Genomic DNA, 14,587 nt, shown 5'->3' with positions numbered 1-14,587 from the left:
TCACGGATACGCTTTAAAGAGGGTCACAGTCGTGCCTCTTTATCGTTGCTGTGATTTGTCTAACAGTAACGCCTCTAAATCCGCCTGACTCATAGGTTTGGCATAAAAATACCCCTGGCCAAAGTCACAGCCTGCCTGTTTGAGCAGTTCATGTTGCGTGGCGGTTTCTATTCCTTCAGCAATCACTTTGAGCCCCAGCTGGTGTGCCATCATGATCATGGTTTCACACAGCACCAGATCGTCTTCGTTGTGTTCTATGCCGTCAACAAAGCGTTTGTCTATCTTGATAAAGTCGGTGTCCATCTGCTTAAGATAAGCAAGGGAAGAATATCCGGTACCAAAGTCGTCCAGCGCAATTGAAAAGCCTTGCTGGATCAACTGGCCAAGCCGAGCCTGACTGCGGCCTTCTCCCTGCATCATCAGGCCCTCTGTGATCTCAATAACCACATCTTCGGGCTGCAAATCAGCGTCGTTAAGCTGATCCTGCCATTTCAGTAAGCTGGTATGCTTAGCGTTGAATTGCACCGGTGATACGTTCAGGCTGATCTGAAAGGCACCGTGTTGCTGCTGCAAGTGGCTGAGTGTTTGCAGAGTTTGCTGGAAGGCAAACTCGCCGAGTTGATGGATCAGCTGGGTTTCTTCCGCCAGCGGAATAAAGTGCGCCGGGCTGATCATGCCTTTGTCGGGATGTTGCCAGCGGATCAATGCTTCGGCTTTGTGGATCTGCTGATTGTGCATGGTCACAATTGGCTGATAGTACATCACAAATTGTGCGTCGGATAAGGCCTGGCGCATGTCTCTGAGCATCAGTAAGCGTTGTTCACTTTGCTGGCGTAAGGCGGAGTCGAAACAGGCATAACCATTACGGCCCAGAGCTTTTGCCCGATACATGGCCTGATCTGCGGCCTTCAGCAGCAGCTCACTGCTATCGCCGTCTCTGGGGCTGAGCGCAATACCTATACTGGCACCTATGTGACAGTGCTCACCGTCTAGGGTAAAGTCTTGCTTAAACAAGTTGAGCACGCGCTCTGCCAGCGCGATGGCATCGCTTTCAGTACGGCAGTGTTCACAGATAATGACAAATTCATCGCCACCGATCCGTGACAAGGTCACGCCGGGTTGCTCCAGTGATTGTAATACTTTGGCAACCTGGGCAAGTAACTGATCACCATAATAGTGCCCCAAAGTGTCGTTGATATCCTTAAAATGATCGAGATCCAGCAGCAGGATGGCCAGCGATGTATCGGGTGTTGCAAACAAAGTATTAAGGTGTTTTTTCAGGCTATTCCGATTGGGTAGCTCGGTCAGTGAATCATAGTGACTTTGTCGCCAAAGTTGCTCATCTTTCAGTTTGTTGTCGGTAATATCCGTAAAAATAGCTACTCTGCGATAGGGCGAGTCTTGTTCATCATAAACCGTATCTATGGTGAGCCATTCAGTATACAGTTCGCCATTTTTGCGTTGGTTAACTATCTCACCCTGCCAGCGACCTGTTTCGTTGAGGCCATGCCACATCTGGCGATAAAAAGCGCGATCATGCTTGCCTGAGTTAAGGATCGCGGTGGTTTTTCCAATCGCTTCCTGCGCAGAGAATCCGGTCACGCTCTCAAATGCCAGATTCACATCCAGGATGTAGCCATGGGCATCGGTGATGACCATGCCTTCACTGGAGTTGTTATACACCAGCGCTGCCAGATTGAGCGCTTCTTCCTGACGTTTACGGTGGCTGATATCGCGGATCACGATAACGGCCTCTTCAGCATGGTTCATACCCTGAACGCGTACTTCATACCCTTGCTGCTTGTCACCCTGAGTGTATTCCAGCAACAGATGCGGTTGATCTTTGAGGAGTGTCAGCGCAACTCGGATCCGCTTATTGATATGGTTCGGAAATAGCTCGCTCAGTGTATTACCCTGTTGTACCAGGGAGCCATGTTTTGCGAGTACCTGGCCCTTTGCATCAACCCGTAAGTAACTGTCGGGCAGTGCCGAGAGCAGCGTTTGCAGTTCGCTGTGTTTATGGCTTAACTGTTGCTCGGTGTGCAGGCGTACCTTGGCCATGCTTTCAAAATGTTCACCCAGCTTTGCCAGTTCCTGCGGCATAGTATGGCTGGTGAGGTCGACTGAGCGTCCTTGTGCTAGTGCTGCTATGGCCTGTCTGAACTGGGTCAACGGTTGTAACAGGGTTTTGTGCAGGCGATGACGAGCCAGCCAGATAAGCAGGCATAACAACACAAAAAAGCTGCTCAGGACCAGCGCAAAGTGGCGTTGTGTTTGTTGCCATGCTGCTTCAAACGGAAATGCAAAATAGATGGTCAGTTCGCCGCGCGCGGCGAGTAAAGGCAGGCGAATATAGACATGGTGGTGACCATTGGCATCACTCAGCAGCGCCGCCTGTTCATTCAGGCCATCAGGCCAGTCTTCGGCAACGGCTCTGCCCAGCGGTTCATTGCTGTAAGGATATTCGGCGACAATGGCGCGGGTGTGGTCGGCAACCATCACGCGGGTGCCCTGGGGCAGTGTCAACCTGGACAGCGATCGGCTCCAGTGCGATAGACGCTTTACTGCAATGATCACCATCGCGAGCTGACCATCCTGATAAACCGGGTGAGCAAAGTTCAGTGTGGCAGTGTTGATACTTCTGTCATGCTGATACTCACCAATGCTAAAGGTTCCTTCATCGATCGCCTGCTGAAAATAGGGGCGATCAGCGATCGAAATGGGACCCGATATTTTTGACAAAGAACAGGTGACGGTGCCATCGGGTGTTGCCAGGCCAAAGTTAGCAAAGCTGGGCGACAGGTGCTGAGCACTCGACAGCAACTGTGGACAAAGGCCGCGTTGGTGTTGCAGATTTTTGGGCTGGTAGGCCAGCTGTTGCAGCAGTCGACGTGTCGCGGCGATTTCGGCATGTTGCAAGGTGGCAACCTGATTGGCATACATCAGGGCTTGCTGCTCTTGTAGTTGCAGCATATTGCTGCGTTGTGCGAACAGCAACGCCAGGATCAGCAAAAGACCAGGCAAACTGAGTACTAGCATCAATCGGTAAAATCGCTGTTTTATTGATATTTCTTTAATAATAAAAGCTCGCCTAGGTTTGAGGTGGCGGCATGATACAAGCGCAGCGCGCTTTAACCAACCCGTTTAAGCTAAATACTAGTCCAGAGTTATTAATTTTTCGGCCTTTTGGTAACACCACAGTACCTAAAAACTTCATGAATGAAATATTCTCTAGTAATCAAAAAAGGGACGATTTTGTGTGCAAAGATCCCAGATTATTTGTCTGCCCACATTTTCCCACCGATTTCATGGAGTTCCGCAAAACCCGCGATTTTTCTGGCCTGTAGGCGAGTTAAGCAATGTGATCCAACTTGACAAAAAGGCTTGTCAAGCCCTAGACTGTCATCCTGTGGGAAAATGTGGGTTAGAGTGGATCAAATTGGATCAAAGATTAGCTTATCGCAACAGGCCAAGCGGGTAGTTATGTTCCGCGGCGCAAACTCTCTGAGTCTCGATGACAAAGGGCGCTTTTCGATACCTACCCGGTATCGCCAGCCGCTGTTGTCTGAAGAACAGGGCGCCGTGATCTGTACTATTGCGATCAACGAACCATGCCTGTGGCTCTATCCGCTGTCTGAATGGCGCGAAATAGAATCCCGATTACAGCGGCTATCCAACACTAACCCCAGAGTCCGACGCTGGCAGCGCATGTTGTTAGGACATGCAGAAGAATATCAGCTGGACAAAAATGGCCGTATTTTACTGGCGCCCACGTTGCGTGCCCATGCTGGTCTTGGCAAAAAGCTGATGCTGGTGGGATTGCTCAACAAATTTGAGATTTGGGATGAAGCACGCTGGTATGAGCAAATGCAGGCCGATACCGAGATAGAGCGCAGTGGTGACGTGGAAGCGTGCCCTGAGCTGGACGACTTTTCTTTATAACTGGGGTGAAAACCAAACTTTATGGCGACAGAATGGCAACATATTTCAGTGCTGATGGCTGAAACGCTGGATGCATTGAATATCCAACCCGATGGCACCTATATCGACGGCACATTTGGCCGCGGAGGCCACTCGGGTGAAATACTGAAGCGGCTGAACGAGCAGGGCAAATTACAGGCCATCGATCAGGACCCGCAAGCGATTGCGGCCGCTCAGAAATTTGCCGACGATCCGCGTTTTAGTATCGCCCACAATCGCTTCTCGCACATTGAGAGTGTTGCCCGTGATGCCGGCCTGTTGGGCCAGGTCGATGGTATTTTGCTGGATATTGGTGTGTCGTCACCTCAGCTGGATGACGCTGAACGTGGTTTTAGCTTTATGAAGGATGGTCCGCTGGACATGCGGATGAATCCGACTGCCGGTCGTAGCGCTGCGCAATGGCTGGCGGAAGCCGAGCTGGAAGATATGGTGTTTGTGATCAAAAAATATGGTGAAGAAAAATTTGCCCGCCGGATTGCGACCAAGATCATTGAAACCCGAGCGCATACTGAGATCACTTCCACCAAACAGCTGGCAGAGTTAATCGATGAAGCGGTGCCGGTGAAAGACAAACACAAGCACCCTGCAACACGTACCTTTCAGGCCATCCGCATTTACATCAACAGTGAGTTGGAAGAAATCCAGACCGCACTGCAAGCCGCACTGGCAGTACTGAAACCAGGTGGTCGCCTGGTTGTGATCTCGTTCCACTCTCTGGAAGATCGCATTGTTAAGCAGTTTATCAAGAAACAAAGTAAAGGGGAGGCTGTACCGCGAGGTTTGCCACTGACAGACGCGCAGTTAAAACAAAACCTGACCTTAAAGGCGGTGGGTAAAGCCATTAAGCCCAGTCAGGCTGAAATTGATGCCAACCCGCGAGCACGGAGCTCGGTACTGAGAATAGCCGAGAAACTGTAATGAAAACACATCAGCGTCAGCCGAAGTTGTTCATAGAGATGTGCCAGTTGTTACTGGCCAACAAGCTGACGTTTTTCCTGCTGGCTGTGACCTTAGGGTCGGCACTTGCGGTGGTGCAGGTAACTCACCTGACTCGCCAACAACTGATAGAGCAGGACAGGCTATTACAAAAACGCGACGAGCTGGACCTGGAGTGGCGCTATTTGGTGGTTGAGGAAGAGTTTTACTCACAGCACGCACGCATTGAAGAAGTGGCCAGAACCCAGTTACAGATGAAGCGGCCAACCAGTAAAGAAGAGCAGGTGATCGTACTACCATGAGTCCGGCGAAAAAGACCTCAGTCAATTTAATCAGCTGGCGTTTTGCGCTGGTCAGCGTGATGCTGGTGTTGGTGTTTGCCGCGCTGATCGCCCGTGCTGCCTATTTACAGGTCATTGAGCCCGATAAAGCCCGCTCGGAAAATGCTAAACGGACGGTTCGGGTTGAAACCGTACGGGTGCAGCGCGGTATGATCTTTGACCGTAACGGCAAGGAACTGGCTGTCAGTGTGCCTGTGGTCAGCGTCTATGCCGATCCCAAAGCGCTGGACAAAGCGTTGTCCAAAAAAGTGCTGAGAAAAGCCCGGCGCAACGGTGAAGACACTCAGGCTTTGGCCGATAACGTGGCCGAACTGAGTGCCCGTAAACAGGCATTTTATCAGGACGAAGTACGCTGGCGTGAGCTGGCAGATGTCCTGCAAATCAAACAAAAAAAGATAGACGAGCGCCTGCGCGATAATCCCAAGCGTCGTTTTGTCTATTTAAAGCGCCAGGTTACACCTGCGGTCGCCAACTACATTCGTCAGATGCGCCTGCCGGGGATCCATTTGCTCGATGAATCTAAGCGTTATTATCCTAATGGTGAAGTGACTGCGCATGTGCTGGGTGTAACCAACATCGATGGCATTGGCATCGAAGGTATTGAAAAGCTCTATGATAAAGCAATGACGGGTACCGAAGGGCGCCGCACTATTCGTAAAGATGCGCAGGGCCGTGAGGTTCAGGTACTGGCCGAAGAAGAACGGGTAGAGCCAGAAGATGTTCACCTGAGTATCGATCTGCGGATCCAGGCTATCGCCTATCAGGCGCTGAAATCGGCGGTACTGACCTATCAGGCTACATCGGGCTCGGCTATGGTGGTCGATGTGCATAGCGGCGAGATCCTGGCAATGGTCAACAGTCCGAGTTTTAACCCCAATGATATGAGCGATGCTGCGCCGTATAAACGTCGCAACCGGGCCATTACGGACTTGTTTGAGCCAGGCTCAACACTTAAGCCTCTGGCTGTTTTAGCGGGTCTGGACCATGGGGTTATCCAGGCAGACGACACCATAGATACGTACCCAGGTTGGATGCGCCTCAATGGCGGACTGGTCAAGGACGAGCGCAATCACGGCGAAATGACACTGCGCGAAATTCTTAAGATTTCCAGTAATATGGGTGTGGCTAAAATCAGCCAGATGCTGCCCAAAGAATATTTTGTTGGCCTGTATCAACAGGTTGGCTTTGGCGAAGACACCGGCACCATGATGATTGGCGAAAGCTCAGGCTTGTTCTATCCTAATCGCCGTTGGTCAGACTTTGAGATTGCAACTTTATCTTATGGCTACGCAGTGTCCGTCAGTACGGCACAAGTGGCCAGGCTCTATGCGACGTTTGGCGCTGGGGGGATCTCCCGGCCGCTAACCATTATGAAGCAGGACGAACCAGTACCAGGCGAGCGGCTGTTCCGTGAAGAAGACGCACTGGCCGTCGTTGAGATGATGGAGTCGGTCTTTGAAAAAGGGGGCACCGCATCCAATGTGATTGTTGATGGTTATCGGGCTGCTGCTAAAACTGGTACGTCGGAAAAAGCCATTGCAGGCGGGTATGGTGACGAGTATGTGGGTTATTTTGCCGGTGTTGCGCCGGTCAGTGATCCTCGCCTTGCAGTGGTGGTTATGATCAATGAACCTGGCGGTGATGTGTATTACGGGGGTCATACGGCTGGGCCTGTGTTTGCTGAGATAGTCTCTAACGCACTGAGGATTTTAAATGTGGCGCCGGACAAAGAGCGCGTTGCTTATTTATCGAGGCCTGATAATGACACGTGACCTGAGCCAGTCACTGGCTAACATCGGGGTTTCATACCCAACGACAGAGATTAATGAATTGCGCCTGGACAGCCGAGAAGTGGGTCCGGGCGATTGCTTTATTGCACTTCGCGGTCATCAGCAAGATGGTGGTCACTATGTTGCTGCGGCGCTGAGTCGCGGCGCTGCACTGGTGCTGGCGGATGCAAACTGTGTTGTTGATGTGGCAGATGCGCGCGTATTGCAGATCACCGGTCTGGCAGACAAAGTGGCTAAGCTGGCAGCACTATTTTATGGCGATCCCAGCCATGCTATGACTTTGGTGGGGGTGACGGGGACTAATGGTAAGTCCACCACAACTGCGATGATAGCGCATCTGGCCAGTGCATGTGGTTTACCAGGGGCTGTGATTGGCACCTTGGGATATGGAGCGCCTGATTCGCTTACTCCACTGAATAACACCACGCCGTCTCACGTGGATTTACAACGTATTTTAAATGAGTTGCGTCACAGTTATCAGCTGGCGGCCATGGAGGTATCGTCCCATGGGCTCGTGCAGGGGCGGGTGGCTCAGTGTCAGTTTGATGTAGCCGTGTTTACCAATCTCAGTCGCGACCATTTGGATTATCACGGTACAATGGAAAATTATGCCGAGGCGAAGCTGCAGCTATTTAGCGAATGCCAGCCAAACTATGGGGTGGTTAATATTGATGACTCCTGGGCACAGCGCTGGTTGCAAGCGGGTAAAATCGTTCATCCGGTAGGCTTTGGTCGCAAGCCGGCTGATGACCGCTTACAAGAAACACTACACCATTTTGTGTACTTTAGTGAGGCGCAATTTAACAGTCAGGGGATACACTGCAGGTTGCATACCAGCTGGGGTGACGCTGAGATCAGTACCCCCTTATTTGGTGAATTTAACTTGTATAACCTGAGTGCGGCATTTGCAGTGTTACTGACTCAGGGTATCCCCTTAACGCAGTTGGTTGAGGGGGCAGCACAATTACAGCCCGTAACCGGTCGCATGCAAGCCATTGACGTGGCAGGGCAACCAACTTGCGTGGTGGATTACGCTCATACGCCAGATGCACTGGCACTGGCGCTTCAGGCACTGCAACAGCATGTACCAGGTAAAGTGACCTGTGTGTTTGGCTGCGGCGGCGAGCGTGACAAAGGTAAGCGTGCGTTAATGGCGCAGGCGGCTGAGCGCTATGCCGATACTGTAGTGATCACCAGTGACAATCCGCGAGGGGAAGATCCACTCGCCATTATTAACGACATTAAGGCTGGGCTCAGTAAGCCCGAGTATGCTCTTTGTCAGCCTGATAGAGCAACTGCCATACGCGAAGCAATTCAGGGTGCTGATCAACATAGCGTGATCCTGATCGCCGGTAAAGGGCATGAAGACTATCAGATCATAGGTAACCAACGCCTGGCTTTTAGTGATATTAGCTGGGCTCAGACAATATTATCAGGGGAAAGTGCATGATCAAGATGGATCTCTCTTGGCTTGCGGATGTACTGAAGGCCCCTTTTGACGGGCAAAACCGCAGTGTTTCCAATGTAAATACAGATACACGTATAATTAGCGAAAACGAAGTGTTTCTGGCACTAAAAGGGCCAAATTTTGATGGCCATAAGTTTGTTGCCCAGGCACAACAAAAAGGCGCAATTGCCGCTATTGTGGACCATCCAGTCGACGTTGATATTCCTCAGCTGGTTGTAAAAGACACCAGGCTTGCGCTGGGACAACTTGGTCAGGCTGTCATACGTCAGGTGTCGCCAAAAACTCTGGCGATTACAGGTAGTGTGGGCAAGACCACGGTGAAAGAAATGTCGGCGGCGATTCTTTCCCGTTTGGGCAAAGTGCTGGCCACAGCCGGAAATTTCAACAATGACATTGGTGTACCACTGACTTTATTACGACTCAGTGAGGACGATGAGTTTGCGGTCATTGAACTGGGTGCAAACCACATCGGTGAAATAGCGTATACCAGCGATCTGGTCAATCCTGATGTGGCAGTGGTATGCAATGTCGCACCGGCACATATCGAAGGTTTCGGCTCGATAGAAGGCGTTGGTCAGGCTAAAGGAGAAATCTTCTCCGGACTCAAAGACAACGGCGTCGCTGTGTTGAACTGTGATTGTCGCTTTGCGCCAATGTGGGAACACACGCTGACCACCCAGCGTATCAGTCGCTTTTCAATGGCACAACAGCTTGATCTGTGGGTAGAGGAAATCAGCCTGGACACACTGGGCCGCGCGACCTTTGCTCTGTGTCAGGGGACGCAACGCGTCACCATCACACTCCCATTGCCTGGTGAGCACAATGTTATGAATGCCTTGATTGCGGCATCCTGCACCGTGCAGTTAGGTGCGACGCTGGAAGATGTCAAAGGTGCGTTAGAAAGCATGGCTGAGGTGAAAGGGCGCGTTAACCTGATTGAAGTGTCAGAGACGTTGCGGGTAATAGATGACAGCTATAACGCCAATGTGCGCTCCGTTAAAGCAGCTATAGACTTACTGGCCAGCATGCCGGGCTACCGGGTGTTTGCGTTGGGGGATATGAGCGAGCTGGGTGAAGAGGCACGGCAATATCATGAGGAAGTAGGTGAATATGCCAAAGAAAAAGGCATTGACGCGCTGTTTTCTCTGGGAGTGCTGAGCCGCTATGCCAGCGATGTGTTTGAAACTGCAAATCGTCACTTTTCTCAGCGAGAACATATGTTACTGGCAATTCAGCAATTACTGGCGCAGCGCGATGACATCTGCACTGTGGTGGTGAAGGGGTCGCGCAGTGCGCGGATGGAGCTGCTGGTCGCCGATCTGGTCGAGACTTCTAAATTGAACAACATCGACGCTGATAGTGAAGAGGAAAAACCATGTTAGCCTGGTTAGCAGAATATCTTACGCAGTACTACAGCGGCTTTAACGTTTTCTCCTACCTGACGTTGCGCGCGATCCTGGGGATCCTGACTGCGTTAATGATCTCTTTGTATTTCGGGCCTAAATTGATCCGGAGCTTACAGAGAATGCAAATTGGTCAGACTGTCAGAGACGACGGTCCGGAATCACATTTATCTAAATCAGGCACACCTACTATGGGTGGGTTATTAATTTTAGGGGCTATTTTTGCCAGTACACTATTGTGGGGCGACTTGGGCAACAAATACGTCTGGGTCACCTTGTTTGTGATTGGTTCATTGGGTGTCGTCGGGTTTGTTGACGATTATCGCAAAGTGATCCGTAAAGACAGCAAGGGCCTGATAGCCAGATGGAAGTATTTCTGGCAGTCAGTGATAGCTATTTCTGTGGCAGCGTTTATCTATTTCACTTCTACGGACCCGTCTGAAACTGTGCTGGTGGTGCCCTTTTTCAAAGATGTACTCCCTCAGCTTGGGCTGTTTTATCTGGTGATGAGCTATTTTGTGCTGGTGGGCACGTCAAACGCGGTGAATTTGACCGATGGACTCGATGGTCTGGCCATTGTGCCCACTATTTTAGTGGCATCCGCACTCGCCATTATCGCCTATGTAACCGGTAATGCCGTGTTTGCAAATTATCTCCACATTCCTCATATAGCCTCTGCCAGCGAACTGGTGGTGGTCTGTACCGCGATTGTTGGCGCAGGGCTGGGATTTTTATGGTTCAACACCTACCCGGCACAAGTGTTTATGGGCGATGTCGGCTCACTGGCGTTAGGTGGCGCACTGGGTATCATCGCTATTTTGGTGCGTCAGGAGTTAGTGCTGGTCATTATGGGTGGCGTATTTGTAATGGAAGCCTTGTCGGTGATTTTACAAGTGGGTTCTTATAAGCTGCGGGGACAGCGAATTTTCCGAATGGCCCCGATCCACCATCATTATGAATTAAAAGGGTGGCCGGAGCCTAGGGTGATTGTACGATTCTGGATTATTTCAATCATATTAGTGCTGGCGGGACTGGCAACCTTAAAGATCCGCTAAAGCAGTACACTAAGGTGTTGATATGGGTTATTTAGAAACCTTAAAAAACAAACACATTACCGTGCTCGGACTGGGTGTAACCGGTCTGGGCATTGTGCGCTTTTTGGTGCGACATGGGATTACACCTAAGGTTGTGGACTCTCGACCTGTGCCGCCAGGGGCAGACTGGATGAACCATAATCTGCCTGAGTGTGAAGCGGTATTTGGCCCGCTTGCTGAGGCTGCACTGAGTGCCACCGATCTGGTTGTGATCAGTCCTGGTGTGCCGTTATACGAGACCTGCGTTGCTCAGGCTATCGCCGCTGGCGTCGAAGTGATCGGCGACGTGGAGCTATTTGCACGCCTGAACGAAAAGCCTGTGATTGCCGTGACAGGCTCAAATGGTAAATCTACCGTTGTGAGTCTGGCTGCTGAAGTGTGTCAGCAAGCAGGCCTGAAGGTCGGGTTGGGTGGCAACATTGGTACATCCGTGCTTGATCTGCTGGAGCAGGATTTTGATGTGTTTGTACTGGAGCTGTCGAGCTTTCAACTAGAAACGACGGACAGTTTGCACTGCCTGAGTGCGATGATCCTCAATATCACCGAAGATCACATGGACAGATACCCGGACTTTGCCGCGTATTGTGAAGCAAAACTACGTATTTATCAGCAGGTCGATTGTCTGGTCTATAACGCTGAAGACCCGCGCACCTTTGTACCCCATGACAACGCATTGAGCGTGGCACTTGATAAGGCTGATTGTTGTTTAGTCAAAGAAGGTGAGCAGAGTTACTTTGCATTACATGGCAACAAGCTATGTCCGGTAGAGGTGCTGGCAATACCAGGCAAACACAACCAGTTTAATGCATTAGCAGTGATCGCACTTTTGTCTCCGCTGGGACTACCAGATAGCGCTTTCATTGCGGCCTTTGGTACTTTTAAAGGGTTACCACATCGCTGCCAGTTGGTTGCCGATGTTAAGGGCGTACGCTATTTCAATGACTCTAAAGCAACCAATGTAGGCGCGACAGTCGCGGCGTTGGAAAGCCTGGCGGGATCACAAGGCCAGATCCTGTTGATCGTGGGGGGCGACGCCAAAGGGGCTGACCTGTCTCCACTCAAGACCCCCTTACAGCAATACTGCAAAACCATTTTTTGCTTTGGTAAGGATGGCGCTGACTTTATGCCATTACACCCCCGAAGCCAGAAGGTCGGTAATCTGAGTGAAGCCGTAGCGCTGGCAGCTCAGCAGGCAACAGCGGGCGATCTGGTACTGTTGGCACCAGCTTGTGCCAGCATTGATATGTATGCCAACTATATGGCCCGTGGCGAGGAGTTCTGTCGATTAGTTGAGGGGCAGACATGCTGAGTATGACCGCACTGCGACACAACTTCACCTCAAGCCCTTCGGATTCATTGTTCGATGTTCCGTTACTGTACGCTATGTTATGCCTGGTTGGGATTGGGTTTGTGATGGTGACCAGTGCTTCTATGCCAGTGGCTGAACGCTTGTATGATAACCCGTATCATATCGTGACGCGTCACAGTATGTTCCTGGTAATGGCAATGGTGTTGTTCTGGCTAAGCACCACAGTGCCCATGACCTGGTGGAAGCGGTTTAATCCATATTTACTCTTGTTGGGCTTGGTGCTGTTGGCCGTTGTACTGGTTGTTGGGCGCGAAGTGAATGGTTCAAAGCGCTGGTTGCCTGTTGGCCCAATTGGTTTTCAAGTCGCTGAAGCCGCAAAACTGTTTTTCTTCAGTTATATTGCCGGCTACCTGGTTCGTAAACGGGATGAAGTACAGGAAAACCTCAAAGGGTTTGCAAAACCCATTATTGTGTTTGCTGTGTATGCATTTTTAATCCTGATGCAACCCGACCTGGGGACTGTCGTGGTGATGTTTGTCACCACCGTCGGACTGTTGTTTTTGGCCGGTGCAAAACTTTGGCAGTTTTTTGCTTTGATGCTGACCGGTGTGTTACTGGTGGTGATGTTGATCATTTTTGAGCCTTATCGTATGGCGCGTGTGGTGGGTTTCCTGGAACCCTGGGAAGACCCCTTTGGTAAAGGCTATCAGTTAGTGCAATCTCTGATGGCTTATGGTCAGGGGGGCTGGTTTGGTCAGGGGTTGGGTAACAGCGTTCAGAAGTTACAGTATTTACCGGAAGCACATAACGACTTTATTTTTGCCGTGGTCGCTGAAGAACTCGGTTTTATCGGTGTTTTCTGTGTCCTGATGACACTGGCGACACTGGTCTTTAGAGCTTTACTCATCGGGCAAAAAGCACTCAAAGCGGGTAAAGAATACGAAGGCTATCTGGCGTTGGGTATCGGGATCTGGTTTGCGTTCCAAACCGTGGTTAATGTCGGTGCCAGTGCGGGTATGTTACCAACCAAAGGGCTGACTTTGCCCTTCATCTCCTATGGAGGCTCGAGCTTATTGATCATGACCATTGCTGCTGGTTTATTACAGCGCATTGACTTTGAAACTAAGCTGTCGACGCGTCAGGCAACCTCGCGTGGAGGTAAAAAATGACCAAACGCTTGTTGGTGGTCGCCGGCGGAACTGGCGGACATATTTTCCCGGGAATAGCGGTAGCCAAAGCACTTGAAGCTCAAGGCTGGCAGATATCCTGGATCGGCACCGCAGATCGGATGGAGGCGCAAGTGGTGCCTGCGCACGGGATTGAAATCGATTTTGTTGATGTCAAAGGTGTACGTGGTAATGGCATTAAGCGTGTGCTCACAGCCCCTTTGATGGTGCTCAGGGCCGTTTTTGCGGCTAAGGCGATTATTCGCAGCCGTCGCCCGGATGTGATTCTGGCAATGGGGGGCTACGTAACCGGACCTGTTGGCCTTGCCGCCAAGTTAGCCGGAGTCCCTTTGGTGATCCATGAGCAAAATGCAGTGGCCGGATTGAGCAACAAATTGCTGGCGCGTATTGCAAGCAGAGTATTGGCTGCATTTCCCCACGCTTTTGCCGAGCGCAGCCATGAGGTTGTCGGTAATCCTGTACGCTCAAGTGTGGCACAGATCAGCCCAAAGCGGCCAAGTCAGGCTGTTAACGTGTTAGTGGTGGGTGGCTCTTTGGGGGCCAAAGTGCTGAATGACACCGTGCCTGAAGCAATGGCACTGCTTATTGAGGCGACATCGTGTGATTTACAAGTCTGGCATCAAAGCGGCAGGGGGAACGATACTGGCCTTAAGACTGATTATCAGCGCTGTGGCCTGCAGGCCAAAGTGGCTGAGTTTATTGATGACATGGACAAGGCCTATGACTGGGCCGATGTGGTTGTGTGTCGCGCAGGTGCTTTGACGGTCAGTGAGATTGCGGCCGCAGGCAAAATGGCGGTGTTTGTGCCTTTGCCTCATGCCGTGGATGACCATCAGACGGCCAATGCGCGTTTCTTAGTGGATGAGTCGGCGGCCTTGTTGATCCCGCAGTCTGACTTATCTGCGCAGCATTTATGTGACACTTTGGTACCTTATTGTCGTGATCATGCCCTGATATGGGAAAAAGCGAACAAAGCAAAAGCCTGCGCTCAGCTGTCTGCAACTCAGTCAGTCGCAGCCATTTGCGAAGAAGTAACGAATTAAAAGAGATAACAGTGAAAGAAATTAGTAGACGCAGA

11 protein-coding genes are annotated in these 14,587 nt (G+C 51.0%); 10 read left to right on the top strand and 1 reads right to left on the bottom strand.

Features of this window, described 5'->3' with window-relative positions; genetic code table 11:
- Positions 1-39: 39 nt before the first annotated feature.
- A complete protein-coding gene (locus AT705_RS10135; RefSeq protein ID WP_082668965.1) occupies positions 40-3,039 on the bottom strand; it encodes a bifunctional diguanylate cyclase/phosphodiesterase in 3,000 nt (999 codons plus the stop codon).
- Positions 3,040-3,483: 444 nt separating this feature from the next.
- On the opposite strand from AT705_RS10135, the gene mraZ reads away from it, so the two are divergent.
- The 10 genes from mraZ to murG are packed head-to-tail and all read left to right on the top strand — an operon-like array spanning position 3,484 to position 14,552.
- Positions 3,484-3,942 carry a division/cell wall cluster transcriptional repressor MraZ gene (gene mraZ, locus AT705_RS10125; RefSeq protein WP_040644569.1) on the top strand — a complete coding sequence of 153 codons (459 nt, stop codon included), beginning with the start codon at positions 3,484-3,486 and terminating at the stop codon, positions 3,940-3,942.
- A 21-nt stretch (positions 3,943-3,963) separates the two neighbouring features.
- The gene (rsmH, locus tag AT705_RS10120) at positions 3,964-4,899 is read left to right on the top strand and encodes a 16S rRNA (cytosine(1402)-N(4))-methyltransferase RsmH (RefSeq protein ID WP_058796502.1); all 936 of its coding nucleotides are present in this window, start codon (positions 3,964-3,966) and stop codon (positions 4,897-4,899) included.
- Positions 4,899-5,219 (top strand): cell division protein FtsL, encoded by a 321-nt coding sequence (gene ftsL, locus AT705_RS10115; RefSeq protein ID WP_049863442.1) that lies wholly within the window; start codon positions 4,899-4,901, stop codon positions 5,217-5,219. Before rsmH ends, ftsL begins: the two co-directional genes overlap by 1 nt.
- Complete coding sequence (locus AT705_RS10110) at positions 5,216-7,030, top strand: penicillin-binding transpeptidase domain-containing protein (protein WP_058796501.1); 1,815 nt, start codon at positions 5,216-5,218, stop codon at positions 7,028-7,030. Before ftsL ends, AT705_RS10110 begins: the two co-directional genes overlap by 4 nt.
- On the top strand, positions 7,020-8,498 hold the full coding sequence (locus AT705_RS10105; RefSeq protein ID WP_058796500.1) for a UDP-N-acetylmuramoyl-L-alanyl-D-glutamate--2,6-diaminopimelate ligase: 1,479 nt from the start codon (positions 7,020-7,022) through the stop codon (positions 8,496-8,498). Before AT705_RS10110 ends, AT705_RS10105 begins: the two co-directional genes overlap by 11 nt.
- A complete protein-coding gene (locus AT705_RS10100) occupies positions 8,495-9,898 on the top strand; it encodes a UDP-N-acetylmuramoyl-tripeptide--D-alanyl-D-alanine ligase (protein ID WP_058796499.1) in 1,404 nt (467 codons plus the stop codon). The genes AT705_RS10105 and AT705_RS10100 overlap by 4 nt, the downstream gene beginning before the upstream one ends.
- Positions 9,892-10,974: a phospho-N-acetylmuramoyl-pentapeptide-transferase gene (mraY, locus tag AT705_RS10095; protein WP_058796498.1), complete on the top strand. Its 1,083-nt coding sequence runs from the start codon at positions 9,892-9,894 to the stop codon at positions 10,972-10,974. Before AT705_RS10100 ends, mraY begins: the two co-directional genes overlap by 7 nt.
- A gap of 22 nt (positions 10,975-10,996) precedes the next feature.
- Complete coding sequence (gene murD, locus AT705_RS10090) at positions 10,997-12,322, top strand: UDP-N-acetylmuramoyl-L-alanine--D-glutamate ligase (protein ID WP_058796497.1); 1,326 nt, start codon at positions 10,997-10,999, stop codon at positions 12,320-12,322.
- The gene (gene ftsW / locus AT705_RS10085; RefSeq protein ID WP_058796496.1) at positions 12,316-13,491 is read left to right on the top strand and encodes a cell division protein FtsW; all 1,176 of its coding nucleotides are present in this window, start codon (positions 12,316-12,318) and stop codon (positions 13,489-13,491) included. The genes murD and ftsW overlap by 7 nt, the downstream gene beginning before the upstream one ends.
- Positions 13,488-14,552, top strand: a complete 1,065-nt coding sequence (gene murG, locus AT705_RS10080) for an undecaprenyldiphospho-muramoylpentapeptide beta-N-acetylglucosaminyltransferase (protein ID WP_058796495.1) — start codon at positions 13,488-13,490, stop codon at positions 14,550-14,552. Before ftsW ends, murG begins: the two co-directional genes overlap by 4 nt.
- Positions 14,553-14,587: the final 35 nt, after the last annotated feature.

This window comes from Pseudoalteromonas rubra (assembly GCF_001482385.1).
Taxonomy (GTDB): domain Bacteria; phylum Pseudomonadota; class Gammaproteobacteria; order Enterobacterales; family Alteromonadaceae; genus Pseudoalteromonas; species Pseudoalteromonas ardens.
The sequence above is the reverse complement of the archived record's forward strand: the minus strand, read 5'-3'. Positions and strand labels throughout refer to the sequence as shown.